This window comes from Streptomyces sp. NPDC088725, assembly GCF_044751305.1.
Taxonomy (GTDB): domain Bacteria; phylum Actinomycetota; class Actinomycetes; order Streptomycetales; family Streptomycetaceae; genus Streptomyces.
The window spans coordinates 305,496-329,979 of the sequence record NZ_JBIVLO010000001.1 but is presented as its reverse complement, the minus strand read 5'-3'; the positions used below and the strand labels follow the sequence as shown (position 1 = coordinate 329,979).

Genomic DNA, 24,484 nt, shown 5'->3' with positions numbered 1-24,484 from the left:
TCTCCTCACCGAAGGTTGAGTGATCGTTCAGGTCTCAGGTGACTGCCGGGATCCACGCTGGCTCTGCCGGCCCGGTCCACAGTCGCAGAACGTCACGGATCACGATTTCTCGCACGGCTTCCAGCCCGCCCCGCGCGCACACCCTGCCCGGAAGCCTGGTGACGGACAGCCCGTCTTGGTGACAGATATCGTGCTTCGGCCCACCAGGAGCAGTCACTCAACCTTCGATGAGAATCGCTCAACCTTCGCTGTGGCAGGTCACTGATCACGCGCGGTGAAGTTCCACAGAGGCACACGGAGGCGGTCGACGCGCGTGCGCGCCGCTGGTGGGGAGAGCTGTCGGTCCCGTCCGAGGAGGCGGGGAATGTTCGGTGTCTGAGCGAGCGAGGCGGGGAACGTTCGGTGGTTCCGGCGGGCGCGGGGCCGGGCGTGCGCCCCGCGCGCCTGCTCGTCAGTGGTGGTGAGGTGCCGGGTATGCCTTGGGCAGCTGCATACCGCGCTTGGCCATGATCTCGCGGACGTGGTTCGGGTAGTTGGTGATGAGACCGTCGATGCCCATGTCCATCAGGGCCTTGATCGTGTCGTTGTCGTCACAGGTCCACGGGATGACGGCCAGTCCGCGCTTGTGGGCGTCGGCGACCATCTTCTTGGTGACGTAGAAGGTGAAGTTCGGGTCCGCGACCGTGCCGTTCTGCGGCATGCCGTAGACGGGGGAGACGGCCTTGACGCCGGGGATGGCGGAGGCGGCCTTGACGAGGTCGCCGTCGTAGTCGTCCGCGTCGATGCCACCGAGCCACGGAGAGGCACCGGGCTTGCCGACCTCCAGGAAGTCGTAGTTGGTCAGCGCCACCAGCGGGTACTTCGGCGCGAGCTTGTGCATCGCCTTGAGCGCGCCCCAGTCGAACGACTGAATCGTCACCTGCTTCTCGATGCCCGAACGGTGGATCTCCTCGTAGACACGGCGCACGAACAACTCACGCGGCGCGGTCTGTTCGGGGGCGCCGGCCTCGATCTTGGTCTCGATGTTCAGCTTGATCTTGTCGGCGTGGTAGCTCTTGACCAGGTTGAGAACGTCCTTGAGCTCCACCATGCGGAAGCCCTTGATCCGCTCCTGCTCCGGGAAGCCGGGCAGCTGCTGGTAGCCGCAGTCCATGGTCTTGATCTGGGCCAGCGTCAGGTCCTTGATGTACTTGCCGACGTACGGGTACATCGGGTCACCAGCCTTGACCGGAGCGGTGTCCTTGCACTTCTCCGCGCTGATCTGCCGGTCGTGGTTGACGACGACCTTCTGGTCCTTGGTGACATGGGTGTCCAGTTCCAGGGTGGTCACGCCCAGGCGCATGGCCTTGGCGAAGCCCTGAAGGGACTCCTCGGTCGTCATTCCGATGCCGCCACGATGGGCCTGAAGGTCGAAGGGGACCTTCTGCGACGGAACACCATGGTGTCCGTGGGGCTGCTGCTGGTGATTCTTGTGGACCGTGACGGCCTGGGCGCTGGCCGGGAAGGCGAGCGCGGGCACGACGACCAGCGCGGCAACTGCGTGCCTGCGGAGCATGAGGAACCTCGCGTATATCGGACGAACTAGGCCTGTTGACGCTAAGCCGCAGGTAGGGACCGTATGAAGCCCCCGCGTGAGTCGACCGTGAACGCCTGGGAAACGTTGCTGCCCCTGTGGTCCGGGAGGACCGAGGTCCCGGTCCGGGGTGTCGGAGGCAACTCCGCTGCCGGACAGGCGTGTTCGCGGCGGACAGCCGGATGCGCCGGATAGTTTCTGCGGATTCGGCGTTGTGCTTCCGGGAACGGCGGGAGCCCGGGGCCGACATGGCCGCCGCACCACTTCGTCGCCCTGCTGCCCCGCTGCCCGCGGTCCGGCGGCAGCGCGGACCGGCAGTGGCGCGTACTCCCGCACGGCCGCGCGCTGCGGATGAGGAGCGACGCCCGGGGCGGCGGGCATCGACAATGGGGCCGTGCTGATCATGGAAGCCGTCGTGGAGACCTATGACGCCGTGGACCTCGCGCTGTGGCCCGCCGCCGCCCCGAGCGCGGACCGCCGTCTGGTTCTCTCCGGACGGATGTCACCGCTGGAAGTCGGCACGGACATGGCGGTCTTGACCGACTGCGGCCAGGACGAATCCGACGCGCCGGCTCCGGACGGCCGGGCCGGCGTCCGGCGCGTCCAGAACCTGCTGAGCGTCGATCTCGCCATAGCGCCCGGCGGCATCCAGCTCCGGGACACCGTGACCGACGTCGTGGTCGCCCCGCCCTCGCCGAACAGTGGGCTTCCCGTTACGCACCCGCGCCGGCTCCCGCTCTGATCGCCAAGCTCGGAGAAGACCTGAACATCGGAGCTCCGCTGGAGAACCCCAGCAGCGGAGACCGTTGGTAAGAGCCGCGGGCCTGGTCTGCCCGGCGCCGACAGAAGGTGCCGGGCAGTGCGGGCCCGACGGCCGGGCCGCCCGGTTCGCGGTCAGCCCGCGAGGAGTTCGAGCGTGTCGATCACGCGGTTCGAGAAGCCCCACTCGTTGTCGTACCAGGCGACCACCTTGACGTGGCGGCCGTCGACGCGCGTGAGAGCCGAGTCGAAGATCGACGAGGCCGGATTGCCCGTGATGTCCGACGACACCAGCGGATCGTCCGAGTACTCCAGCACACCCGCGAGAGATCCCTGCGCGGCGTCGCGGTACGCAGCCAGCACGTCCTCGCGGGTCACGTCACGAGCGACGGTCGTGTTGAGCTCTACGATCGATCCCACCGGAACCGGCACGCGGATCGAGTCGCCGGACAGCTTGCCGTCAAGATTCGGCAGCACGAGGCCGATCGCCTTGGCGGCGCCCGTCGTGGTCGGCACGATGTTGACGGCGGCCGCGCGGGCACGGCGGGCGTCGCGGTGCGGACCGTCCTGCAGGTTCTGCTCCTGCGTGTAGGCGTGCACCGTTGTCATGAAGCCGTGCTCGATGCCCGCGAGATTGTCGAGCACCGCGGCCAGTGGCGCGAGCGCGTTGGTCGTGCACGAGGCATTCGACACGACCGTGTGGGCGGCCGGGTCGTACGCGTCGGTGTTGACCCCGAACGCGAGTGTGACATCGGCGCCGTCCGCGGGCGCGCTGATCAGAACCTTTTTCGCACCCGCGTCGATGTGGGCGCGGGCGGCCCTGGCCGATGTGAAGCGGCCGGTCGCCTCAAGCACGATGTCGACGCCGAGCCGGGCCCACGGCAGTTGCGCCGGTTCACGTTCGGCGAGCACGGTGATGCGCCGGCCGTCAACGACGAGGGTGTCCCCGTCGACGGTCACCGGGCGGCCGAGCCGCCCCGCCGTCGTGTCGTACGCGAGCAGCCGCGCGAGGGTGGCGGCCTCCGTGAGGTCGTTGACGGCGACGACCTCCAGGGCGCTGTCGCGTTCGAGCAGCGCACGCAGCACGTTGCGTCCGATGCGGCCGAATCCGTTGATGGCGATGCGAGTCATGAGTGGTGTCTCCCTTCGGGTTCGCCATCAGGTTCTCGCGCGGCGTCCGCCGGTGACAGCGGCGTGATCGCCAGGGTCCGCAAGGATCACGCCACGGGCTGACGGGCGGCAGCCCCTGGTGGCCGCCGGCGCGTTACCGGCCCTGGGCGAAGGTGCGCCGGTACTCGCTCGGCGTGGTGTCGAGGATGCGCTGGAAGTGCAGCCGCAGATTCGCCCCGGTGCCGAGACCGACGTCGGCGGCGATCTGCTCGATGCCCCGCTCCGAACGTTCAAGCAGCTCACGGGCCACGTCGATGCGGGCACGCATGACCCACTGCATCGGTGTGTACCCCGTGTCCTCGACGAAGCGCCGGGAGAACGTGCGCGGCGACACCGCCGCATGCCGGGCGAGCATCTCAAGCGTGAGGGGTTCGCCGAGCCGGTGCAGCGCCCACTCCCGGGTGGCGGCGAACCGCTCGCCGAGCGATTCGGGCACACTGCGCGGCACGTACTGAGCCTGCCCGCCGCTGCGGTAGGGGGCCGCCACCAGGCGCCGCGCCGCGTGGTTCGACGCGGACACCCCCAGGTCGCCGCGGAGAATATGCAGGCACAGGTCGATGCCCGAGGCGGCGCCGGCCGACGTCAGCACGCTGCCCTCGTCCACGAACAGCACGTTCGCGTCGACCTGAACGAGCGGACGCTTCGCCGCGAGTGCCCGCGTGTAGTGCCAGTGCGTCGTGGCGCGCTTGCCGTCGAGCAGGCCCGTGGCGGCGAGCGCGAAGGCGCCCGTGGAGATGGCGGCGAGCCGCGTGCCCCGACGGTGGGCGGCGATCAGCGCGTCGAGGACGGCCTGCGGCGGATCGTCACGGTCCGGGTGCCGGTAGCCGGGAACGAAGACGATGTCGGCCCACGCGAGCGCGTCGATGCCGTGGTCGACGTAGTACGAAAGACCATCACCCCCGGCCACCAGCCCCGGTGCCGCGCCGCACACCCGCACCTCGTACGGCATGCTCGCGCGGGTCGTGAACACCTGCGCGGGAATGCCGACATCGAGCGGCTTCGCGCCTTCGAGCACGAGGACGGCGACGCGATGCGGGGGTGAGGCTGGCACGGGGAAGAGCGTACGTGCAGGTGCGGGACGCGTCAGCGCGGTTCCGAAGGCCGCGTGTCCGGCGGGAACGGTACCGATGGGAGGCGGAGCGTCGCGCCCGGCCGGGGGCACGGGTGGCGGCGGTGATCACCGGGTCAGTCTCACCTCGGACATGGGTTCCGGGCTCGCGCCAGGCCGAGCCCGCCTCTTACGCACCGGCCCCGGGGGGATCCCATGCAGCAGCACTTCGTCCGGCCTGACGGTTCGCCGCCGGTCAACGGGTACAGCCACGCGGTCTCGTTCAGCGGCAGCACGGTCGCCGTCTCCGGTCAGGTACCGCTGGACGGGGAAGGACGGCTCGTCGGACCGGACGACCCAGAGGCCCAGGTCAGGCAGGTTTTCGAAAACCTCAAGACGGCTCTCGCCGCAGCCGGCGCGAGCATGGAGCAGGTCGTCAAGCTGACGTTCTGCCTGACCGACCTCGCTGATCTGGAAGCCCTCAGGCGCGTGCGCGACGAGTACATCTCGCCGGAGAAGCCGCCGGCCAGTTCGCTGGTGCGAGTCAGCGGCCTGGTGAACCCGGCGTTCCGAGTCGAGATCGACGCGCTGGCCGCGATCTGACCGGGGCGGCGCACCCGCGCGAACACCACTTGCTGCGACATTCGCGGGCAGCAAGCTTCCAGCCGAGTGGCCGCGACGACGGGTTCGGCGTGCTCAGGAGCAGGAGCCCCCCGTCTCATCCGCACTCCCCCACGCACGACAGGGATCAGGACACGCCTGACCGCGCGACGCGGAACCCCACGTCGTCGACCTGGAAGCTCGGGTGGCTGCGGCGCCGCGCTGAGGCGCGGCAGCTCCAGTACTCGTCGAACCAGCCGCCGCCGCGCAGCACCCGGTAAGAGCCGTAGACCTCCGCGTCATAGATGTCCCAGCACCAGTTCCAGACGTTGCCGAGCATGTCGTGAAGGCCCCAGGGGTTGGGCTGTTTGCCGCCCACGTCGTGGATACGCTCCTGTGAGTTGCCCCGGTACCAGGCGATCTCGTCGAGCGGGCCGTAATGCGGTCCGGTCGTGCCGGCACGGCACGCGTACTCCCACTCCGCCTCGGTCGGCAGCCGGTATCCGTTGGCCGACGCGTCCCACTCGACGCCTTCTTCATCGGCGTGGAGGTGATAAGCGGATGCGAGTCCGTCGTGCTGGGACAGTGCGTTGCAGAACCGGATGGCGTCCCACCAGGAAACGCCCTCGACAGGCAGCTTGTCGCCATCGGCGGTGCTCGGCCGCCTACCGGTGATCTGTGTGTACAGCGCCTGGGTGGTGGGGAACGTCGCGAGCTGGTACGGCGCGAGTTCGACCGACCAACTGCGCTGCGTCCGCCGGTCCGACAGCCGTATCCGCCCCGGCTCGATGGAGATCATCTCGTTGCCCGCACGCGCGTCCATGAACACTAGATCCTACGGGTACTTGTCCTGGATGCCCACGGATGACCGCGTACGTCTCTGGCAACTGCGAGGTCAACGGCAGAGTCTCATGATGATGTCGTCGAAGTCAGGAAACTCCCGTGCGGCCCGCTCCATCACGGCAGTTGCCGACGCGCGGTGGTCCGGTGCGAATTGTTCCGCGATGGCCGTCAGATCGGGATGGGCGCGAGGTATCCAGTCCGGCTCGCGCGAGTCGACTGCTTCCCATGGCCCGAGGCCGGCGGCCAGCAACCACAGAAAGTCACCCAAGTCGCTTGCGACAACACCGGTTTCTCCTTCGGAACCGAGAAACACAACCGGCTGCCCGGCCAGTGCTCGGCCGGGGCGGACCAGCCAGAACGCGGCGCATCCGCCGGTGCCGTCCTGGCCGAACACCCGGAACTCGTCACCGTTCAACTCGCCGTTGCGTGTCCATTGCCGGAGCCATTCGGTCGTCTCATCGGCGGACAGGAAGGCCGGACAGGGTTCGAAGTCGGCACCGTCCTCGCCCATGCTGTCCAGCCGGACCGCCATTGCGGCGGCGAGTGCGGGAGGGTACTGGCGATCTTCGTTCGACGTCACACGAACAGACTATCGATTGCTCGCCCCTTGAGCGGGCGCGACGAACGCCCGCCGGGCGGAAGGCGAGGAGGCTGCCCCAGGATGACCGGTCAGGGGCTTTCCCGGCGATCGCGAGGGTCTCGCGGATTCCGTCATAGGCGCGCTGGAGCAGAGTTGCCCGGGCTCGCGGGCCGTGTTGCTCGGTTCGCTCGCCCTGGGGACGCAGGACGCCTACCGCGACATCGACGTCGAATGGCTGGTCCCTGGCGGGCGGTTCGATACGTGTGTGGCCGCCGCCGAGGGCGTGTTGAGCCGGGTGTGGCCCGTGGAGGAGACGCGCGCCGATCCGGATTCTCTGCACTCCGACCGACGACGTCTGCTGTTCCTCCGCTTCCGGAACGTGCCGCTGTTCTGGCGTCTCGACCTGTCCGTCCGTGCCCGGTCCGTCGCCCTGGACCGGGACTACGACGTGCGGAATCCGCGGGCGCGGGCGCGTGAGGGTGAGTGGTCCCGGCCATCGAGCGCCCTGGCCAACGCGGTGGGGGCCGTAAAGGCGCTCGCGCGCGATCAGCCCGAGAACGCCCGTGGCCTTCCGGAGCGTGGTTCCGCGCGCATCGGTGCGCCCGACAGGGTCACGGGCGTCCGGGCCGACGACATCACCCGCCTGGCGCGGGCCGCGGTGCGCGCGGAGCCCGCCTCTCCGGTCTCGCCGAGCGGATCGTCGCCCTGGCCGACGGGGCGCCGGAACGCGTGTGGCAAACACCGCGTCCTAGAAAGCCGGTGGGCCCTGTTCGATGCGGCGCATTACCGGGGCGAGTCGGTCGAGGCCGGGGCCGGTCTGGAGTTGGCGTTCGTCCCACCAGGTGGCTCCCGCCTCCAGCAGCGGCTCGATCAGGTCGCGGGCCTTCGCGGGGTCGGGCGGGGTGGCACCGCCGAGGACGATCTCGAAGGGGGCTTCGCTCCGGTCGTCGCCGCGCTGCTCGTCGCGGTGCCGGCGTACGTAGCCGACCAGGTCGCGGACCTCGTCGACCTGCGGGACCTCGCCGTGCTTGGCGGAGGCGAACAACGGGACCACACCGTCCCAGCGGGCGGCCCTGCGCATCGGTGGGCGGTTCGGCCAGAAGCCGCCGATCCAGACCGGCGGGCGGGGCCGTTGGACCGTGGCGGGCAGCAAGGTGACGTCCCGGACCTGGTGGTGGCGCCCGTCATGGTTCACCGGTTCGCCCGACCAGTAACGGTGCAGCAACTCCAGCCCCTCGTCGAGACATTCGGCCAGCACCACCGGGTCGGTCGTCTCGCCGAAGCTGCCGTACTCGTCCTCGATCGGCCCACCCAGACCCGCGCCGAAGATCACTCTCCCGCCGCTGAGCGAGTCCAACGTGGTTACCTGGCGCGCCAGTTGCTGTGGGCGCCGTCGCGCGACCGGGGTGACCAGCGTGCCCAGCCGGATCCGGGAGGTCGCCAGCGCCGCGGCGGTCAGCAGCATCCAGGGATCGCCGAAGGGCTGCCCCCGGCGCCGCCGCTTGTCATGCACTACGTGATCCCAGACGAACAGCCCGTCCCAGCCCGCCTGTTCCGCCGCCACGGCCACCGTCGCCACGGCTCTGGCGTCGGCGAAGTCCCCGAAGTTCGGAATGTTGATGGAAAAGCGCATCCTCGCATCCTGCTCCGCCGCCTACGGGCGCCGCAATCGGAGAAGGGCGAACCAACTCCCGCCCGGAGATCCCATCGAGGACCAACTCCCGCCCGGAGGAACCATCGAGGGCCGGAGACATGTATCGGCGCCAACGGGTAACCCGTATCCCTGACACAGAGGAGGCACAGATGCCGCTTACATTTCGCAAGAGCTTCCGGATCCTGCCCGGGGTACGGCTCAACCTGAACCGCCGCTCCTGGTCCATCACCACCGGCGGCGGCAGCCACGGCCCGAAACACACGACGAGCAGCACCGGCCGTCGGACGACGTCCCAGAACCTGCCGGGGCCGTTCGGGTGGCGCAAGACGACGACGAAGACGAAGCGCCGCGGACACTGATGCGCTTACGCCGGGCGCCGCGCAGGCACCCGTACGGCGGTACACCAGTTGCCCGGGCGGGCCCACGGACCGAGGATCGGACCGTGGGGGCCGTCCGGGCATTTTTCCACGAGCCCCACGCGGCCTGTATCTCACATCTGAGATAGGCTTTTCCCATGGCAGACGACTACCTCGTACGCATCGGCAAGCTCATCCGCGACGCCCGTCAGCACAGGGGCTGGACGCAGACGCAACTCGCCGAGGCACTGGCCACCAGCCAGAGCGCTGTGAACCGCATCGAGCGCGGCAATCAAAACATCAGCCTTGAGATGATCGCCCGCATCGGCGAGGCGCTTGACAGCGAGATCGTGTCCATCGGTTACGCCGGTCCCATGCATCTGCGCGTGGTGGGCGGGCGCCGGCTCTCCGGCTCCATCGACGTCAAGACGAGCAAGAACGCGTGTGTGGCGCTGCTGTGCGGATCGCTGCTCAACAAGGGCCGTACGGTGCTGCGCCGGGTGGCACGCATCGAGGAGGTGTTCCGCCTCCTGGAGGTGCTGAGTTCCATCGGTGTCCGCACCCGCTGGATCAACGACGGCGCCGACCTGGAGATCGTGCCCCCCGCCGAGCTGGACATGGCGGCCATCGACCACGAGGCGGCGATCCGCACCCGGTCGATCATCATGTTCCTCGGCCCGCTGCTGCACCGGCTCGACAGCTTCCGGCTGCCGTACGCGGGCGGGTGCGACCTCGGCACCCGCACCATCGAGCCGCACATGATCGCGCTGCGCCGCTTCGGCCTGGACATCGCCGCGACCGAGGGGCTCTACCACGCCCAGGTCGACCGGTCGGTCTCGCCCGGCCGCCCCATCGTGCTGACCGAACGCGGCGACACCGTCACCGAGAACGCCCTGCTGGCCGCGGCCCGCCACGACGGCACGACCGTCATCCGCAACGCCTCGTCCAACTACATGGTCCAGGACCTGTGTTTCTTCCTGGAAGCACTCGGCGTACGGGTCGACGGCATCGGTACGACCACCCTCACCGTGCACGGCGTGCCGAACATCGACGTCGACGTGGACTACTCCCCCTCCGAGGACCCGGTCGAGGCGATGAGCCTGATCGCCGCAGCCGTGGTCACGGAGTCGCGGCTGACGATCCGCCGCGTCCCGATCGAGTTCCTGGAGATCGAACTCGCGGTACTGGAAGAGATGGGCCTCGACCACGACCGCACCATCGAGTACGCCGCCGACAACGGCCGTACGCGGCTGGTGGATCTGACCGTACGGCCGTCCAAACTCGAGGCACCGATCGACAAGATCCACCCGATGCCGTTCCCGGGCCTGAACATCGACAACGTCCCGTTCTTCGCGGCGATCGCGGCGGTGGCCCAGGGCCAGACGCTGATCCACGACTGGGTATACGACAACCGCGCCATCTACCTGACGGACCTCAACCGCCTCGGCGGCCGCCTCCAACTCCTCGACCCGCACCGCGTGTTGGTGGAAGGTCCGACCCGCTGGCGTGCCGCGGAGATGATGTGCCCGCCGGCGCTGCGTCCCGCCGTGGTCGTCCTGCTCGCGATGATGGCGGCGGAGGGTACGTCCGTCCTGCGCAACGTGTATGTGATCAACCGGGGTTACGAGGACCTGGCGGAACGCCTCAACTCCGTGGGCGCGCAGATCGAGATCTTCCGCGACATCTGAGACGCGAATGCCGCCGCACCTCATCTGACCTGCTATTCAGCGGGTCAGGGAGGGGTACGGCGGCGTCTCTGGGACTTCTCTGGGACTTTGGGCCTGCGGCGGGCTACGAATCACGCTCCACAGGCTCTGCCGACCGGCCGCAGTTACGCGAAGATCGCGTCGATGGCGGCGCTGCCCCGTGCGCCGGCGCGGGGCAGGAAGTGGGAGTACTTCCGCAGCGTGAACCCGGGGTCGGAGTGCCCCAGCCAGCGTGCCAGGGAGACGACCGATTCGCCGGCCTCCAGTTCCTCGGAGGCGTAGAAGTGGCGCAAGGCGTGGAAGCCGTGCTCCCTGGACGGCTCCCACACGCGAGCACCGTCGGTGCCGCCTTCCTCCAACGGTGCGATCACGCCCGCCGTGGCCAGCGCGGGCTTCCACACGTAGGAGTTGAGGTAGTTTCGGTTGATGGCCTTCCGCTCGCGTCCTGTCACCAGGAGGTTGTAGGTCCTCGGCCGCCGGTGTTTGGCCTCTACCGGCGTCTTGGCCGGAGTCGGGTCGTCCCAGGGCAGCGTGACCGGCACCGGTTCGAACTGCTCCATGTGCTGCCGGATGGCCCGGGCCACGCTGGCCGGCAGCGGCACGTCCCGGACCTTGCGACCCTTGGGAAGCGCGAAACACAACTTGGCCCGCACCATCTTGACCTGCCGCCGGACGTGCACGACTTCCTTCTCGAAGTCGATGTCGTCCGCCGAGAGACCGAGCGCCTCCCCCTGGCGGAGCCCGAGACCTGCTCCGATCACGAGAAGGAGCCGGTAGCGATCCGGCAGGGCCTCCCGTACCGCCAGGACCCGTTCGAGCGGCCACGCTTCGACCCTTCCGGGTGCGGCGGCCGGAGGGCCGACCGTGCTGGACCGGCATGGGTTGCGTCCCAGGCGACGGTCCTCGACCGCAGCCTGGAGGACGCTGGAGAGCGTCGCCCAGACCAGACGGATGGAGGTCGGACCGAGGTCCTTCTCCAGCCGCTTCTTCCAGTGACGCAAGACTTCCGTCCCGATGGCGTTGAGCGGCTGAGCACCCAGGTGGGGAACGATGTGCCGGCGTACTCTCTGCTCGGTCCGCTCGATCGTGGACGGGTCACCGCTCTGAGTGGGCCACCAGTGCGTTGCGATGTAGTCATTGAGGGGAATGGCCCCATTGCGGGGATCGACGAACTCGCCTCGGCGTGCGTCGGTCTGGGCCTGGGCGAGCCAGGTTTTGGCATCCTGGAGGGCCTCGAAGGAACGGTCCTTGACGCCGGGGATGCCCTTGACGCGGTAGCGGGCGCACTTGCCGTACATGGCGGTGCGGTCGCGTTTGCCGGTTTTCGGATTCGGGCGCTTCTTCAGCCATCGGTCTTCTATGTAGCCGGCCAGGTGGAACTCCTTTGCGATTGGGGCGACGACGGCGCGGGAGGCCGTCAGGCCGCGGTAAAGCGGGCGGAACGTTCCTGAGGCCGGACACCGAGCGGGTTGAGGGCCGGGTTGGAGCGAGAGTCTGCCTGCTCCTGTTCGCAGACCCAGGCGTCGAGGGCTTCCACCCGGTACATGACGCGGCCACGGGGGCCCATTCGAAAGCTAGGCGGTCCCTGCCGACGATGGCGCCAGACATAGAGGGTATGGGGTGAGAGGCCGAGGTAATCGGCAGCGTCCTTCACGGTCAGGAAGGCCGCGCGTACAGCTACGGAAGAAGCCGTGGGGACATGCAAAGGTCGTGCAGGCATCGAATGTTCTCTGTGAGGTACGGAAGAGAGGAACCCGGCTGGGCGAAAACCGGTGCTCCGCCCAGCCGGTGCCTGTCGTGAGACAGGGAAGAATCGCGGACGATCCGCGACTCGGACGCGCGGGGTCATTTCCAGTCGACATACACGAGAGCGAAGTCGAACCAGTTGACCTCGGCGGCCTTGGAATTCCACGAGACCGGGTGACCCGTATCGATGTCGAACGGCTCACGATTCCGCTGCGCGGCCATCAACTTCGAGCGCTCGTCGTCGGCTACAGCGCTCTTCTTGTACGTTTTACTGTGCTTCTTGTGGGCGACTTTCCAACGACGGTGTACGTGTTGCTCTTGGCCCGCTCGTTCGTCTCTATCGGGTAGAAACGAGCACCCAACGAGCTGATGTCCATCAAGAAGCGTTCTCGCAACCTATGAGCCAATTCTCAAAATCTCCACGCCCTATACGTAGCGACCCGTTGGGAAGTCGGATACACCGCGGACCGCGCCCCTTCTTCCGCCAGTCGCAAAAGGTGGACCGCGCGACCTGCAGGTCGGCGCAAACTTCGTCCACCGTCAATTTCTGGCCCGACCCACCCGCTACCGGCATGAGCCGATCACGCCTTCCCGGAAGGCCGAGGAATCGGCGCACCACTTAACGGAATTGGGAATCCAAACCAGAAAAAGAGCAGAGGGTATCGCGGGTCTGCGCATTGGATGGAATTCCTTGCTGAGACACGAGGAGTGACAGGGGCTTCGGCACCACCTACACCTCGCACGGCGTGCGCAAGGATCACTGCCTGCCGGCAGGTGAGCGCTGCCCGCAGCAGAGGGCGCCGCGGCAGGGCTACTCCATGCCTCCTCATGACTGCACGGAGCTGCCTGCGTCCGCTACGGCTCCACCGCCAAGCGCAGCCGAATGCGAACTCCTCAATGGTCGCTACGATCGCCGGTTTGGCTAACCGGCGATCGTGGTCTATGTTGCGCGCCGCATCAGATGAATCCGACAGCTTCTCCGGACCTCCGCAGTCAGGAAGCCAACCGGTATGAGCGCAGGGCTGGGGACGCGCCGTTCGTAACGAGCACCAGCAGACCGTCATCAGTGAGGCGGTCAAGATTCCGCACCACGACACCTTCAGGGACCCCAATGGAGCGGGCCACGTGCCGAGTTGTGGCTCCGGGATGCTCCGCAACATGTGCGAGGGCAGCCCGGTCGCGGTGATACCCGCGTTGGAGCAAGTCCTCGCCGAACAGGCCGACCGCGCAGACGCAAACGCACAGCCCGGTGGACACGGCGCCATAGTCCCCCGCCGTCTGGGCGGACCAAGCATTCAGTGCACCAAGCGAAAAGAGGACGAGGGAAGTGAAGCGGGCGGATCGAATAGCGGAATCCGACAGAATGACCTCCTGAGCAGGGACCACGCCAGCAAGGCATCCTGGTGTGGCCCGGGTTTCAAATCAGCCGCAACCCTGGCCACACCGGAGTAACGCACCGCCTGACCTGGTGTTTTCCGGGACGTTGTACGTTGACATGGTTCCGGCGGAGGTTTCCAGTCCTTTGGAGTTCTTTCTTGTCTGCCGTGGGCGAATGCTCGCCGACAGCCAGCGCGGAGTTCTCCGGTCGTGGACCTGTTGAGGCAAAAGGAACGCGCCGGCACCTGCACCACGAAGCCGCTGCAAGACCTCGTCGACAATGATCCGGTCATTCCCGACTGGGTTCATCAACACCGCCAAACCAGAGTAGGAGCCGTACCGGGGGTTACTTGGGCCTCGTTGGCTTGCGGTGCGTGCAACCGTTCAACTCCGTCACCGTCTTCCGGCCGGTTCTCGGCCGGTGGTCTGCCTCCCCGGCAGGCAACGCCCCAGCCCAGCCAGTTGGTCGGCGGAGGCGGCGGTCCCGGAAAGAGGATCTTGTGGAGGAAGCATTGGGCAGCGCGCCTGTACGCATTGGCGTCGTCGGTCTGAGGCACGGCGCGCGGCGTGTGCGTGGCTGGGAGCAGGCGCGCGGCAGCACGGTGAGCGCGGTATGTGGTCTGGACGAGGAACGGACCAGGGCGGCGCTGTCCGATGCCGGGCCGGGGTGCGTGGCGACCACGCGCTTCGCCCAGCTCCTGGAAAACCCGGACGTGGACTCCGTGGTGGTCTCGGTGCCGAATGATGCGCACGCGGAGTTCGCCGAGCGGGCGTTGCGGGCCGGCAAGCATGTGGCGCTCGAGAAACCAATGGCCACGACGGGAGAACAGGCTGCCGCCTTGGTGCGTCTGGCCGAGGAGCACGGGGGGATGTGTACTTCGCCCGCACGGTGTGGGTGCGTCGGGACAACGCTCCGGGGTCGTGGTATCGGGAGCGGTCGCGATCGGGCGGCGGGGTGCTGCTGGACCTAGGCAAGCACCTTATCGATCTGGCCCTGCGGATGCCCGGTTTCCCGGATGTCCGCGGGCTCACGGCGGCCACCAGTCGGCGGCTGCTGGAGAGTCGGGTTGGGGGCGGGGACGTGGAGGACACCGCTGTGGGCACGCTCCACCTGGACGTGGCGCGGTCCTCGCGGCGGAGACCAGCTTGCTTGGGCATCTGCCGCGCGCCGAGGAGTTCTCGCTGGAGATCCGCGGCACACGGGGGCCGTACGGGTCGATAACGTCGGCGACTCGTACCACGATTACCGCATGACTCTTCTGCGCGGTACGGAAGGCCGGTTCCAGGAGAACGTTTTCTCGGTGCTCGGCTCCGCGCCGTCGATGTACGAGGACTTCGCCGCGGCGGTGCGTACCGGCGGCGAGCCGCTGTGCCCCGGCAGGCAGGCCACGGTGGTGGCCGGGGTGATCGACCGTATGTACGCGGCGGCCAGAACCGTGCGTGCGGGGTGTGCTGATGTTTGCTCCGCACGCGGACAAGGTCCTGGACGTGGATCTGGACGCCCGGCTGGGCCCCGGCGGAACCAGACGGGCGCAGGGTCGAAGGACAGGTCGCGGCCGCGACGCGCCGGTCTCGGCACGGCCCCGCCCAGCAATCCCGACGGCGACTGGTGGGCCGTGGGCGAAATCCCCGGACGGAACGCTGATGCGCTTCGTCGGCTTACCGAAGCGCGGGTGGACTACCTGAGCGACGGGAACCGTACCGGCAGAACGGCAGGCCAGGACACTCCTCCGTCCAGGCCCGCGGTCTATCCTCGCCTACAGCAGTTCGGACACCCAGTGACGTCCGGGTGCGGGGAGCGCGCTACCCGGAGACGGTCCGCTTCTGTGGGCCATTTTCCGACTGTGCTGGGACCGGGTCGAGCTGGACGTCGCCTCCGTCCGCTTGAAAGCCGCCAGCCGCGACCGCGAGTTCGTCCAGGTGCTCCGGCGAGCTCACGCCGGGAATGGGAGCGACGTGTTCGCCGAGGCGGAGCAGCCAGCGCAGTGCCCCCGTCATTGGTGCGCGACTGGTCGCCAGGGCGCCGCCGTTGAGGGGCCGGTACGGGACGTAGGCGATGTTGTGGTCCGCGCAGAAATCGAGAACCGGGTCGTACCGGCTGTGCATGTTGAGGACGTTTTGAACGGCCACGATCTGGTCTGCCCCAGCAACGCGGATCTGCTCGGCGGTGACCTTGGAGAGGCCGATGGCGCCGATCTTGCCTTCCTGCCGAAGCGCGGCGAGGGCACCGACCTGGTCTTCCAGGGGCACAGCCGGGTCGACGCGGTGCAGGTAACAGAGGTCCAGACGTTCAACCTTGAGGCGCCGGAGGCTGGATTCGACGGCGGCGCGTAGGTATTGCGGCCGCCCGAGGGCAGCCCAGCGGTTTGGCGCGGGGCGGATCATTCCTACTTTCGTTGCCACGAGCAGGTGCTCGGGGAACGGGTGCAGTGCCTCGCGGATCAGGTGCTCGACTGTGTGGGGTCCGTACGCGTCGGCGGTGTCGAGGTGGGTGATGCCGTGGACGTGAACGGCGCGGCGCAGCAGTTCGATGGCGCGTTGTCGGTCGTGCGGGTCGTGCCAGGTTCCGGGGCCGGTCAGGCGCATGGTGCCCAGGCCGAGTCGGGAGACGGTTTTGCCTGCGATGGTGACGGGGCCGCCGGGCAGTGTGTTCATGCTGCGGCCTTCTTCAGCGCGAGGTTCACTGCCGATTCGATGATCTCGTTTTTCGTCTGGCGGTCGCTGGTGGCGCGCAGGTGCGGGATGTTCTGCGTGTGGAGGAGCTGGTGTGTGTGTTGGTCGACCAGGGCGCGGTATCGCATGTCGTAGTCGTGGCTCTGGTCGACGTGTATTTCGGTGTCGAGGACGGTGGCGATCAGCAGATCGTATTGGGGGGTCTGTGTCGCGGCCAGTCGCCGTAGCCGGTCCGCGTTCGGGGTTGTGGGGTTTTCTCCGCGGAATTCGAGGGCGGCGGTGTAGTAGGCGAGTGCGTCCAGCGGGGCCCGGTCGGCGAGTACGACGTCGGCGCCCTCGATCACCATGGCGAGTTCGTCGGCGACGCCCTGGGTGATGATCCACTCGGTGGACAGGGCGGTGTGGTGCTGCATCTTCGGCCAGCCGAGGCGCGCGGCGCGTTTGGCGAGGCGGCCGGTGCGCGCGGCCGCGAGGCCGTGGCCGCGCAGTTCCATCTCGATTCGTTTCATCAGGTCGGTCTTGCCGGTGGAGTGGGTGCCGAGAATGCCGATACGGACGGGTCTTGTCACCACAGGGTGTCCTCCTTCTTGGGCTCGGGGCGGCCGGGCAGGCCGGGCGGCACCGCGACGGCGGTCAGCTGCTCCCAAGTGTCGTAGTGGTCGGCCATGGCGAGGAGGATCTGCGCCGTGGCGTAGGCGTCGAAGGTGGCGCGGTGCCGTCCCGCGGGCGCGTGAGTGAGGTCGGGCTGGATGGACTCGATCAGGGCGTCGAGCGAGTACCCGTGCAGTTCCGGATAGGTGGACTTGGCCAGGCGGAGTGTGTCGAGGACCCCGGCCGGCTGCCAGTGGGGCAGGTGCGCGGTCAGCACGCGGTAGTCGACATGGGCGTTGTGGGCGCAGATCCACGCTCCGTTCAGCAGCGTGTGCGCCTGGTCGGCGACGTGCTCCCAGGGCGGGCAGTTGGCGAGTGCGTCGTTGGTGAGTCCGTGGATCCTCGCGGCGAAGGGCTTGACGGGGTGGGGCGGACGGACGGTCCACGCCTTGGCGGTGGTGGTGTCGAGCAAGCCGTCGCGGATCGGGAGGGCCGCGGCTTCCACCAGGTCGGGCGGCGTACCGCCGTTGCCTTCGACGTCCACGACGAACAGCGGGGGCCAGAGGGTGAAGTTCATGCTCATGGTGCGGTGGTTCCGTTCTGGGCCGGCCAGCCGATCGGGGCGCGCCCGTGCTGGCGGTGGTGGTGGGGCTTTGCGCGGTCGTGGCACTGGTAGCCGTACTTGTGCTGCATGTAGTAACGAGGGGGTTCGTCCAGGCCCTCCACGGTGATCGCGCGCTCATCGATCTCCACGGGGCCACTCGCGCCGAGGCGGCGTGCCGTGGCGGTGACATCTTCCGCGTCGGGCGCGGTCCAGGCCGCCGCGCACACGCCGACCTGTGAGGCGGGGCAGATGTCGCACAGTTCGCGGATGCCGTAGTGCCCGTTGTAGTCGGGCTCGTCGTGAGCGTGCGCGACACCGCAGGAGGTCTTGCGGAACAGTTTTCCCCACGGCGCCTCCACCTCCGCCGTGTCGGTGCTCTTGAAGAAGTCGAGGATCCGCTGTTCTGCCTGCTCCGGCATGATCTTGCGGCGCGCTGTGTCCCCGTACGGCAACGGCAGGCCGTGTTCCTCGTAGTAGGAGGCGATCTCGTCGCGGAAGAACAGGCCGGTGAATACGGTGGCGTGGGCGTGGCGTGAGAGTTCCCGGGCGCGTTCGAGGTGGGCGTCGCTGTCGTTGAGGCCGGGCACGATGGGCCGCCAGTACAGGACGGTGCGGTAGCGGTCGGCGTGTTCGTACAGGGTGCGCAGGCTGGTGGCCGCGATGGCGGAGTCGACCGGTTCGATCGCGGTGTTGTCGATGCCCGAGTGGGTGACGAGTACGGTCAGCCGTAAGTTCACGAAGGAGTTGAGGACCGCGCAGTCCTCCGGGGTCACCCGCCACCGGGTGACCACCAGGACGTGGTTGGTCATTCTTCGCTCGTCCAGAAGCCGCAGGACGTTGAAGGTGTGCGGCTTGACCACGGGGAGCATCGGGTCGGTCGCCCGGTTGAAGATTTGGATCGGTGTGGTGTCCGGCTGGAAGTACCGGTGGGTGATGAGCGCGCGGACGGCGTCCACGTCACTCATCAGGGCCCGCGGCACCTTCATCTCGAAGTTGTCGAAGAGGTGCCGCACACAGTACCCGCAGTCCAGCGGGCAGCCCACGATGTGGTTGAGGGACAGTCCGCTCTTGCGGTACTCGATCACGTCGGAGAGGCCGGGCGTGAGGCCGGCGATCTGCTCCGTGGTGAGCAGGGGCAGCGGGCGGCGGGACAGGGGTGACGCCATGATGATCTCCGGTGGTGTGAGGGTCAGTGCTCGGTGATGTGCGAGGGACTGGGCTGTCGCGGTACCGACGGTGTGGTGGCGGTGAGCAGGGACCGGCGGCGCGCGCCGTACCAGGTGCCGAAGTCGCGGCGGGCGGACGCCGCGTCGTCGGAGGTGTGGACGAGGTTCTCCACCAGGCGTCCGTGCGCGAGGGCGGCGTCGAGGCTGTCCTCGCCGAGGTCCGCGCGGATCGTCCCGGGGACGGCCTGCGTGGGGTCGAAGTAGCCGAGCAGCTTGCGGAGCGTGCGTGCGGTGCCCTGCGGGCCGCAGGCCAGGGCCACCGTCACGGTCTTGCCGACGTACATCTCGTCGAGGCAGGCCGGTATGTCCCGCTCGTACCAGTCGGCGTCCACCAGCATGTCCCAGTAGTGCACATGGACCTGCCAGGGCCGCACCACGACGTCCATCTGGCCCAGAACCGTGGTGTCGGGCAGCGCGGCAAACCGCGCGAGAACGTCATCAACGAGTTCCCGCCGTACGCAGTCCGGCTTGCACAGGATGACGCTCCAGCGGTCCCAGTCGATGCCGTCCACCACATCGCCGCTGTGGAAGGGCCGGCTCATCGGACGCTCCGCTCACTGATACGGGTCGGCCACCGCGTGGCCACGAGCCAGCGAAACCCCGGATCGAGCGCGTCCAACACGCCTTCGGTCACGGAGGATCGGCCGTACTGCAACTGGCGGTAGACCTCGAACAGCAGGAGCACCTGCTGCCAGTACGGGTCGAACCCGAGCCGGTCAAGGTCGCGTGCCCCGTACTGGACCCGGTTGGTTCGCAGCTCCGCTTCGGCCTTCAGCACGGCGGCGATCGTGCTGACCGTGGTGTCCGCGGGCATCGCCGGGAAGGCGAAATTGTCGCCCGGTCGGCTCTGGCGGGCTTCCGCCTCGTCCAGGACGCGGCCGACGCGGTCGGCGTCGCGGTCCCCTATGTGCGCGGAGCCGATGTAATGGGTGTAGGAGCCGAGTTCCAGACCGAGCTGCACCGCGGCGAACTCCTGGATCATCGTGAAGGAGAACGTGTCGGACAACAGGCCCCGGTCGCAGTCGTTCGCCCGCATGTAGCAGACCATGTGGAGCTTCCCCTCGCGGGCGAGGAGGTGCAGCGCGACGGCACAGGAGATGTCCGGGTTGGCGTCCACGGCCAGTTCGTCGGCGGTGAAAATCGGCAGAACGCCGCGCTTGCTGTCCTTCTCCGTGCGCAGCAGCTCCATCACCCGGTCGAAGGGCGACAGAACGTCCCTCCCCGCCGGGTTGAAGATCCGCGCGCCGTACGCGGAGCCGCCGATGGTGCGTCCGTCGACGGAACTCTCCCGCATCCGCGAGGCGTAGTAGCCGATCATGTCCAGGTCGTTGCGACCGGCCAGATACCACAGCGCCTCGGCGAAGTGGAAGACGGGGTTGACGCGCCGGGCGGCAAGGTAGGGAAGGCGCTCGCGCGGGTTCCCGATGCGAAAGCCGAGTCCCAGGCTCTCGCGGGCGGCGTTGCCGCGCGGCGCGTTGCGGTAGTCGCCCTGCTCGCTGATGTGGGCGAGTACCGCCAGGTACGCGGGCTCGAAGGTTCGGTAGAACGGTGGAGTAAGCACAGATTCTCCCGTCGAAGTAGGACATAAGCTGTACGGATCGCCGGCGCCGGCACTGCCTGCGCGGAACACGACGCGCGCGGGGGCTCGGCGCCGAACGGGCTGGTTACGAGGGCGGCGTTGGGCTGCGGAGCATCAGGTACGCGCTGTGCCCCATGTCGTACTGGACGACCTGCGCCCATCCGCGAGCAACCTCGCTGATCTCTTCCTGGGTGAGGGCGCCGAGCCGCCCCTCGCCCCCTGCCTTTTGCGTCACGACGTACATCTGGCCGCCCGGCGTGAGCCAGTCGGTCCGCACACGTGACGCCCAGGCGGCCGGCTCCGCCAGGTACCCGATCGTGTGCCGGCACACGACCAAGTCGATGCCCTGACGGGGCAGAGCGGGCAGCGTCCCCGCCGTGATGTCGTGAGCCACGTAGCGCAGTCCGCGCAGGCCGGTGATGCGGGCAGCGGTCAGGGCGGCCGCCGAGAAATCCAAGCCGGTGACGTCGTACCCGTACGCGTGAAGCTGCCGGGCGAACGCGCCCGTCCCGCATCCCGCGTCAACAGCCACACGACCGCGAGGATCGAAGAAGTGACGCCGGAACTGCAAGAGTTCTCGATCAGTGATGGTGTGGAAGCGAACCCGCCTATCCCTTATCAGTGCGTCCCAGTCCTCGGAGGACAGTGCGGGTGAGGCCGTTTTGATAGACACAAGTTCTCCCTCACGCCGCCAAGTTCGGCATCGAGATCGGCAACCGGGTTTCCTCAGGACGTTTTCTGGTAACCGGTCCCCTGGCATGTCCCGCAGAATTTGACAGTAGGAGACATGTCATTTCTCTTTCGAAACGATCGCTCTACGCACTGTGGCATTTATCGCGAATTACCCGCTCGTCTCTCGAAGTGATTGCATGCCTGGGCCAGCATGTAGGCACTGCGTTTCTCCGACACGGCGGCGGACATGGCGGCGGTCATGAGCGTTCGCCTCGCCTGGCCGGCCTTCGGCCCCGTGGCGTAGAACACGCCTTCCGCCTCCTCGACCCACAGGGTCTGTCCATGGAGGTGAAGCTGGGTCAAGACACCTCTCCGGGCAACGAGTCCGGCGGTGCGGGGTACGACCAGGAGCCGGATGGACCGGCGCCTGACTTCGCGCTGGAGGAAGTTGAGCTGCTCCGCCATGACTTCGCGCCCGCCAACGGGTTGTCGAAGAACTGGTTCCGCCACGAGCACCGTGACCACCTGGCCGTGATACGTGGGCAAGGCGCGGGCGGCATGTTCGCTGGAGCGCCGCCACCACGGATAGTGCAGGGCCTCCGCGTACCGGGGGGTCTGCAGGGCGTGTGGAATTGCCCAAGTGGAATAAGAAAAGCGCGACTTGGCCTGACGCTCACAAGCCGCCACCCGCTGGGCCCACCCAGGCTCCCGGTCAAAAAGAACATTCAGCTCGCGGTATCCCGGTGATTCCGTGAGCCGCCAAAAGACCTCAGCTTCTTCGCCATCCACTCCCATGGCGACCAACAGCTCGGCCACCTCCGTGCCTCGCAGCCGGGCGAGCCCCCGTTCGAACTCGCTGAGGGTCGTCTTGTCGCGCCTCACGACGCGGGCGACCTCACCCAGCGTGAGGCCCTGCACCGCACGCACCCTCCGGGCGTAAGCACCTACCACGAGGGCTCCCGGGGTCGCCCGTTTCACCTCGGCGGCCACGGACGGCTGTGTTTCCACTGGTGTGCCTTTCTCGTACTCGGTTGGTGTGAAGCGCCACGTGATCAGAACAGTCAGAGCGGTGAAACCCGCCAGCAGGCAGGGGATGAGCGGATGCACAGGCCGTCAGAAGGGGCTGGAGCCGGCTGAAGTCCCGACATCGATCAACGCCAACAGGTCCCGGCCCGCCCTAGCGAGCCTGACCGCGGCCAGCCGCCGACCGTACGGATCGACGGGCTCCTCCACCAGCGCGCGTGCCGCCAACACCACCGGCGCCTCCACGCCCACCGTGTCCGCGCCAGACGCAGCCTGCGCGTACGGCCGGGTGGCCAGCACCTGCACGCGTAGCGTGGTGATCAGCGCGTCCAGGGTCTCCGACGGCATGCTCGCGTAGCGGCCGTCCAAGACGAAGCGGACGGACCGCCGCAGCGCGTCACGGTGCTGGGTAGGCAACTCCCCGCCGCTGAAAAGCGATTTCTGAAGGGCATCCAACAGCTGCTCAAGGAACCCGTCATCCGTCCGCCACGAGAGGCCGGTGCCGGTCGCCGGATCGGTCCTTACCGGGGCCACGTCGAGGCCGCTCGGGATAACCACGAAGGCTCGCCCGCTCACCGAGGGACGCTCCGGGGTTCATGGTCCCCGATCGCCAGGGCGCACCAAGTGCAGGTTCCGTCCTCGCTCGTACCCCACCGGTCCGAGAACTGGTCCACGAGGAACAAGCCCCGCCCGCCCTCGCTTCCGACCTCAGCCACCGACATGCGCGGGCGACAGGGCGAGCCGTCCTTCACTTGCAGGCGGACTTCACCATCCTGGATCACGAGCGAGAGCAGTACCTCGTCGCCCCAGCCGTGCAGAACCGCGTTGGTGACCAGTTCGCTGATCAGCAACTTCACAGTGTCGGTCAGATCGTCGAGCCCCCAGTCCCGGAGGCACGCCGCACCCGTACGCCGCGCCGTCGCGACGTGCTCAGCCACACGAGAGCACGAGAACAGCATTTGCATGAGGCAGCCTTCTGACGGTCTTTTCTGGTGCTGCCGGATGACAGCGCCACTCGGCTCGGCCGGTCTCGCGGCATCACCCGTAATGTGCCGAAGAACGGCCCTAGAGGCGGTCGCACTCAGGACAGCAAGCGTCATGGCGTCCTCCACAGAGTCGGGAGTATCTGGCCGTCGCGATCGGCGGCTACGCGGATGCGGACCAGAATGAGCCCCCAGCGGGTGTCGTCACCATGGCTTCTTCCTGTCATCCAGGAAGCAAAGGCTGGCGTAGGGACTCACCATCGCGTCATCTACCTGTCACTTCGCATGCGGTCATTGCGAAATACCGGCGAAGCTCTGTATCTCCTGGGTGAGGGCCCGGAGAATCCTTACACCACACCACCCGGTGATCCCCTGATACGAGGGAGCGCGGCTCATGGCCACGACAGCACGAACGCTTCTCAAGTTGCTGGTGGATCAACGCAACTGGTCCTACAAGGACTTCAGTCGGGCCTTCGAGCGCACAGCAGTGAGACTGCTTGGGACATCGATCTCGGTGTCTGAAGCGACGTACCGACGCTGGACGGCCGGCAAGCTCCAGAGCCTCCCCAGCACGGATGCGCGCCGGGTTCTGCAAGAGATGTTCGACACTCCCGTCAACGGCCTCTTCCAGGAACCCGGAACGCAGGTAGCCCCCACTACCTCTTCCCCCACGCCCGACCTGGAAAGCGAAATCGCTATGACTGCACATGCCGCGTCCAACGACGCGGGAGCCACTGCCGCACAGTCCATCTCCGATATGACTGTCGATCAGCTTCGAGATGATTTGGTAACGCTGGCCCGCCAATACCACGAATTGTCGCCGCTGACGGTCTTTCGTAAAGCTCGTAGCCTACGCACGGAGGCCGAGCACCAGCGCGATCTGACACGTGTGCCGCAACAGCAGCAGGAACTCCTCATCGCGGCCGGCCAGGCGTGCGCACTGCTGTCCCAAGCCGCCTTCGACATGGGCGCCTTGGAGGATGCCACCCGACTGGCACGCTCTGCGGCCCTGTATGCCGAGACAGCGCGCTTCACACCTCTACGTGCTTACGCCCAGGGCAGCCTGGCCATTTGCTTTTACTTCACCGGAAGGCCCGGCCACGCTGTCCGTCTCGTGCGCGAAGCCCTCTCCTACCCCGGCCTGGGCGACGTCGGGCGGCGTCGGCTTTTTGCGATTGAGGCCCGAGCACACGGTCACCTGGGTGACCACGATCTCGCTCATCGCGCTCTACACGCCTCGGCAAATCAAGCACAGGGCCTCCGTGACGATTTGCACGACTCGATCAACGGCGAGTTCGGATTCGCAGAAGAACGCCTCGTCATGTCCAACGGCACAACCTGCCTCCTCCTGGAGGACGGGCAGGGTGCTGAAACAGCCGCGCAGCGTGCCCTGGCGCTCCTCAACGCCCGGCCAACCGCCCACCGTTCAGTGTCCGTTCGAGGTAAGGCGGCTGCGGATCTGGCCTCCGCCATGGTACTGAAGCGTGACGTGGACGCGGCGGCAGAGATCCTGGAGACAGTCTGGGCAGTGCCGCCGGAGAAGCGCGTCGCGGGCCTGCTGGAACGCACGAATACTCTGCGGGTAGCCCTTTCCGCGCCTGCTTTCCAGGGCTCGCAGATCGCTCATCAGCTGGCCGAGCGAGTCGAAGACTTCTCTCGACTCGCCAGCCAGCAGAGGCTTAACAGCGCCAACGTCTTGGCAATCGAGAGCTGACTACGCG

The 24,484-nt window shown here is 67.6% G+C and carries 25 protein-coding genes and 1 pseudogene; 7 read left to right on the top strand and 19 right to left on the bottom strand.

Translation table 11 applies throughout. The features are described from left to right. Positions 1-451: 451 nt before the first annotated feature. A complete protein-coding gene (locus ACIP6N_RS01455; protein WP_401811923.1) occupies positions 452-1,555 on the bottom strand; it encodes a glycerophosphodiester phosphodiesterase family protein in 1,104 nt (367 codons plus the stop codon). A 412-nt stretch (positions 1,556-1,967) separates the two neighbouring features. On the opposite strand from ACIP6N_RS01455, the gene ACIP6N_RS01450 reads away from it, so the two are divergent. Beyond that, positions 1,968-2,315, top strand: a complete 348-nt coding sequence (locus tag ACIP6N_RS01450; protein ID WP_401811921.1) for a hypothetical protein — start codon at positions 1,968-1,970, stop codon at positions 2,313-2,315. A gap of 152 nt (positions 2,316-2,467) precedes the next feature. On the opposite strand, the gene gap is transcribed toward ACIP6N_RS01450, so the two are convergent. Then, positions 2,468-3,463, bottom strand: a complete 996-nt coding sequence (gene gap / locus ACIP6N_RS01445; protein WP_401811920.1) for a type I glyceraldehyde-3-phosphate dehydrogenase — start codon at positions 3,461-3,463, stop codon at positions 2,468-2,470. A gap of 133 nt (positions 3,464-3,596) precedes the next feature. After that, a complete protein-coding gene (locus ACIP6N_RS01440; RefSeq protein ID WP_401811918.1) occupies positions 3,597-4,553 on the bottom strand; it encodes a GlxA family transcriptional regulator in 957 nt (318 codons plus the stop codon). A gap of 213 nt (positions 4,554-4,766) precedes the next feature. Between ACIP6N_RS01440 and ACIP6N_RS01435 the strand changes: the two genes are divergently transcribed. Beyond that, entirely contained in the window at positions 4,767-5,153 is a 387-nt protein-coding gene (locus ACIP6N_RS01435) for a RidA family protein (protein WP_401811917.1), read from the top strand. A gap of 145 nt (positions 5,154-5,298) precedes the next feature. Here ACIP6N_RS01435 and ACIP6N_RS01430 read toward each other — a convergent pair whose 3' ends face one another. From ACIP6N_RS01430 to ACIP6N_RS01420, 3 genes are all read right to left on the bottom strand, one after another. Continuing rightward, positions 5,299-5,973 (bottom strand): formylglycine-generating enzyme family protein, encoded by a 675-nt coding sequence (locus ACIP6N_RS01430; RefSeq protein WP_401811915.1) that lies wholly within the window; start codon positions 5,971-5,973, stop codon positions 5,299-5,301. Positions 5,974-6,045: 72 nt separating this feature from the next. Beyond that, positions 6,046-6,573, bottom strand: a complete 528-nt coding sequence (locus tag ACIP6N_RS01425; protein WP_401811914.1) for an SMI1/KNR4 family protein — start codon at positions 6,571-6,573, stop codon at positions 6,046-6,048. A gap of 748 nt (positions 6,574-7,321) precedes the next feature. Continuing rightward, positions 7,322-8,206 (bottom strand): LLM class flavin-dependent oxidoreductase, encoded by an 885-nt coding sequence (locus ACIP6N_RS01420; protein WP_401811912.1) that lies wholly within the window; start codon positions 8,204-8,206, stop codon positions 7,322-7,324. Between the two features lie 170 nt (positions 8,207-8,376). On the opposite strand from ACIP6N_RS01420, the gene ACIP6N_RS01415 reads away from it, so the two are divergent. Next, the gene (locus ACIP6N_RS01415) at positions 8,377-8,586 is read left to right on the top strand and encodes a DUF4236 domain-containing protein (RefSeq protein ID WP_401811910.1); all 210 of its coding nucleotides are present in this window, start codon (positions 8,377-8,379) and stop codon (positions 8,584-8,586) included. A gap of 155 nt (positions 8,587-8,741) precedes the next feature. Continuing rightward, entirely contained in the window at positions 8,742-10,271 is a 1,530-nt protein-coding gene (locus ACIP6N_RS01410; RefSeq protein WP_401811909.1) for a helix-turn-helix domain-containing protein, read from the top strand. Between the two features lie 143 nt (positions 10,272-10,414). Here the strand turns inward: ACIP6N_RS01410 and ACIP6N_RS01405 are convergent, their stop codons facing one another. From ACIP6N_RS01405 to ACIP6N_RS01395, 3 genes are all read right to left on the bottom strand, one after another. Then, positions 10,415-11,635, bottom strand: coding sequence for a tyrosine-type recombinase/integrase (locus ACIP6N_RS01405; RefSeq protein ID WP_401812604.1), 1,221 nt, complete (start codon positions 11,633-11,635; stop codon positions 10,415-10,417). 71 nt (positions 11,636-11,706) lie between these two features. Beyond that, positions 11,707-12,009, bottom strand: a complete 303-nt coding sequence (locus ACIP6N_RS01400) for a helix-turn-helix transcriptional regulator (RefSeq protein ID WP_401811908.1) — start codon at positions 12,007-12,009, stop codon at positions 11,707-11,709. A gap of 1,019 nt (positions 12,010-13,028) precedes the next feature. Then, positions 13,029-13,292 (bottom strand): MarR family transcriptional regulator, encoded by a 264-nt coding sequence (locus tag ACIP6N_RS01395; protein ID WP_401811906.1) that lies wholly within the window; start codon positions 13,290-13,292, stop codon positions 13,029-13,031. 494 nt (positions 13,293-13,786) lie between these two features. On the opposite strand from ACIP6N_RS01395, the gene ACIP6N_RS01390 reads away from it, so the two are divergent. Both ACIP6N_RS01390 and ACIP6N_RS01385 read left to right on the top strand, forming a co-directional pair. Continuing rightward, positions 13,787-14,383, top strand: coding sequence for a Gfo/Idh/MocA family protein (locus ACIP6N_RS01390; RefSeq protein WP_401811904.1), 597 nt, complete (start codon positions 13,787-13,789; stop codon positions 14,381-14,383). Further along, positions 14,281-14,634: pseudogene (locus ACIP6N_RS01385) on the top strand (Gfo/Idh/MocA family oxidoreductase); the annotation flags it as partial. The gene ACIP6N_RS01390 and the pseudogene ACIP6N_RS01385, both read left to right, overlap by 103 nt. Positions 14,635-15,215: 581 nt before the next feature. Here ACIP6N_RS01385 and ACIP6N_RS01380 read toward each other — a convergent pair. The 10 genes from ACIP6N_RS01380 to ACIP6N_RS01335 form a co-directional block, all read right to left on the bottom strand. Next, a complete protein-coding gene (locus tag ACIP6N_RS01380; protein WP_401811902.1) occupies positions 15,216-16,067 on the bottom strand; it encodes an aldo/keto reductase in 852 nt (283 codons plus the stop codon). After that, on the bottom strand, positions 16,064-16,657 hold the full coding sequence (locus ACIP6N_RS01375) for an AAA family ATPase (RefSeq protein ID WP_401811901.1): 594 nt from the start codon (positions 16,655-16,657) through the stop codon (positions 16,064-16,066). Before ACIP6N_RS01375 ends, ACIP6N_RS01380 begins: the two co-directional genes overlap by 4 nt. Further along, positions 16,651-17,259 (bottom strand): exonuclease domain-containing protein, encoded by a 609-nt coding sequence (locus ACIP6N_RS01370; RefSeq protein WP_401811899.1) that lies wholly within the window; start codon positions 17,257-17,259, stop codon positions 16,651-16,653. The genes ACIP6N_RS01375 and ACIP6N_RS01370 overlap by 7 nt, the downstream gene beginning before the upstream one ends. After that, on the bottom strand, positions 17,256-18,446 hold the full coding sequence (locus ACIP6N_RS01365; RefSeq protein ID WP_401811898.1) for a radical SAM protein: 1,191 nt from the start codon (positions 18,444-18,446) through the stop codon (positions 17,256-17,258). The genes ACIP6N_RS01370 and ACIP6N_RS01365 overlap by 4 nt, the downstream gene beginning before the upstream one ends. 23 nt (positions 18,447-18,469) lie before the next feature. Next, complete coding sequence (locus ACIP6N_RS01360; RefSeq protein ID WP_401811896.1) at positions 18,470-19,048, bottom strand: nucleoside-diphosphate kinase; 579 nt, start codon at positions 19,046-19,048, stop codon at positions 18,470-18,472. Next, positions 19,045-20,067 carry a thymidylate synthase gene (locus ACIP6N_RS01355; RefSeq protein WP_401811894.1) on the bottom strand — a complete coding sequence of 341 codons (1,023 nt, stop codon included), beginning with the start codon at positions 20,065-20,067 and terminating at the stop codon, positions 19,045-19,047. Before ACIP6N_RS01355 ends, ACIP6N_RS01360 begins: the two co-directional genes overlap by 4 nt. Before the next feature lie 103 nt (positions 20,068-20,170). Beyond that, positions 20,171-20,845 carry a class I SAM-dependent methyltransferase gene (locus ACIP6N_RS01350; protein ID WP_401811892.1) on the bottom strand — a complete coding sequence of 225 codons (675 nt, stop codon included), beginning with the start codon at positions 20,843-20,845 and terminating at the stop codon, positions 20,171-20,173. A gap of 71 nt (positions 20,846-20,916) precedes the next feature. Then, positions 20,917-21,864 carry a Scr1 family TA system antitoxin-like transcriptional regulator gene (locus ACIP6N_RS01345; RefSeq protein ID WP_401811890.1) on the bottom strand — a complete coding sequence of 316 codons (948 nt, stop codon included), beginning with the start codon at positions 21,862-21,864 and terminating at the stop codon, positions 20,917-20,919. 6 nt (positions 21,865-21,870) lie between these two features. Then, positions 21,871-22,356, bottom strand: coding sequence for a hypothetical protein (locus ACIP6N_RS01340; RefSeq protein WP_401811889.1), 486 nt, complete (start codon positions 22,354-22,356; stop codon positions 21,871-21,873). Next, entirely contained in the window at positions 22,353-22,718 is a 366-nt protein-coding gene (locus ACIP6N_RS01335; RefSeq protein WP_401811888.1) for an ATP-binding protein, read from the bottom strand. Before ACIP6N_RS01335 ends, ACIP6N_RS01340 begins: the two co-directional genes overlap by 4 nt. Before the next feature lie 439 nt (positions 22,719-23,157). Between ACIP6N_RS01335 and ACIP6N_RS01330 the strand changes: the two genes are divergently transcribed. Next, positions 23,158-24,477 (top strand): DNA-binding protein, encoded by a 1,320-nt coding sequence (locus tag ACIP6N_RS01330; protein ID WP_401811887.1) that lies wholly within the window; start codon positions 23,158-23,160, stop codon positions 24,475-24,477. Positions 24,478-24,484 lie beyond the last annotated feature (7 nt).

What these genes read in the sequence shown, in the direction of transcription:
- ACIP6N_RS01455 (WP_401811923.1), bottom strand. Translation starts at nt 1,555, where the DNA reads ATGCTCCGCAGGCACGCAGTTGCCGCGCTGGTCGTCGTGCCCGCGCTC.
- gap (WP_401811920.1), bottom strand. Translation starts at nt 3,463, where the DNA reads ATGACTCGCATCGCCATCAACGGATTCGGCCGCATCGGACGCAACGTG.
- ACIP6N_RS01435 (WP_401811917.1), top strand. Translation starts at nt 4,767, where the DNA reads ATGCAGCAGCACTTCGTCCGGCCTGACGGTTCGCCGCCGGTCAACGGG.
- ACIP6N_RS01430 (WP_401811915.1), bottom strand. Translation starts at nt 5,973, where the DNA reads ATGGACGCGCGTGCGGGCAACGAGATGATCTCCATCGAGCCGGGGCGG.
- ACIP6N_RS01420 (WP_401811912.1), bottom strand. Translation starts at nt 8,206, where the DNA reads ATGCGCTTTTCCATCAACATTCCGAACTTCGGGGACTTCGCCGACGCC.
- ACIP6N_RS01415 (WP_401811910.1), top strand. Translation starts at nt 8,377, where the DNA reads ATGCCGCTTACATTTCGCAAGAGCTTCCGGATCCTGCCCGGGGTACGG.
- ACIP6N_RS01410 (WP_401811909.1), top strand. Translation starts at nt 8,742, where the DNA reads ATGGCAGACGACTACCTCGTACGCATCGGCAAGCTCATCCGCGACGCC.
- ACIP6N_RS01400 (WP_401811908.1), bottom strand. Translation starts at nt 12,009, where the DNA reads ATGCCTGCACGACCTTTGCATGTCCCCACGGCTTCTTCCGTAGCTGTA.
- ACIP6N_RS01380 (WP_401811902.1), bottom strand. Translation starts at nt 16,067, where the DNA reads ATGAACACACTGCCCGGCGGCCCCGTCACCATCGCAGGCAAAACCGTC.
- ACIP6N_RS01370 (WP_401811899.1), bottom strand. Translation starts at nt 17,259, where the DNA reads ATGAGCATGAACTTCACCCTCTGGCCCCCGCTGTTCGTCGTGGACGTC.
- ACIP6N_RS01365 (WP_401811898.1), bottom strand. Translation starts at nt 18,446, where the DNA reads ATGGCGTCACCCCTGTCCCGCCGCCCGCTGCCCCTGCTCACCACGGAG.
- ACIP6N_RS01360 (WP_401811896.1), bottom strand. Translation starts at nt 19,048, where the DNA reads ATGAGCCGGCCCTTCCACAGCGGCGATGTGGTGGACGGCATCGACTGG.
- ACIP6N_RS01350 (WP_401811892.1), bottom strand. Translation starts at nt 20,845, where the DNA reads ATGCCAGGGGACCGGTTACCAGAAAACGTCCTGAGGAAACCCGGTTGC.
- ACIP6N_RS01330 (WP_401811887.1), top strand. Translation starts at nt 23,158, where the DNA reads ATGGCCACGACAGCACGAACGCTTCTCAAGTTGCTGGTGGATCAACGC.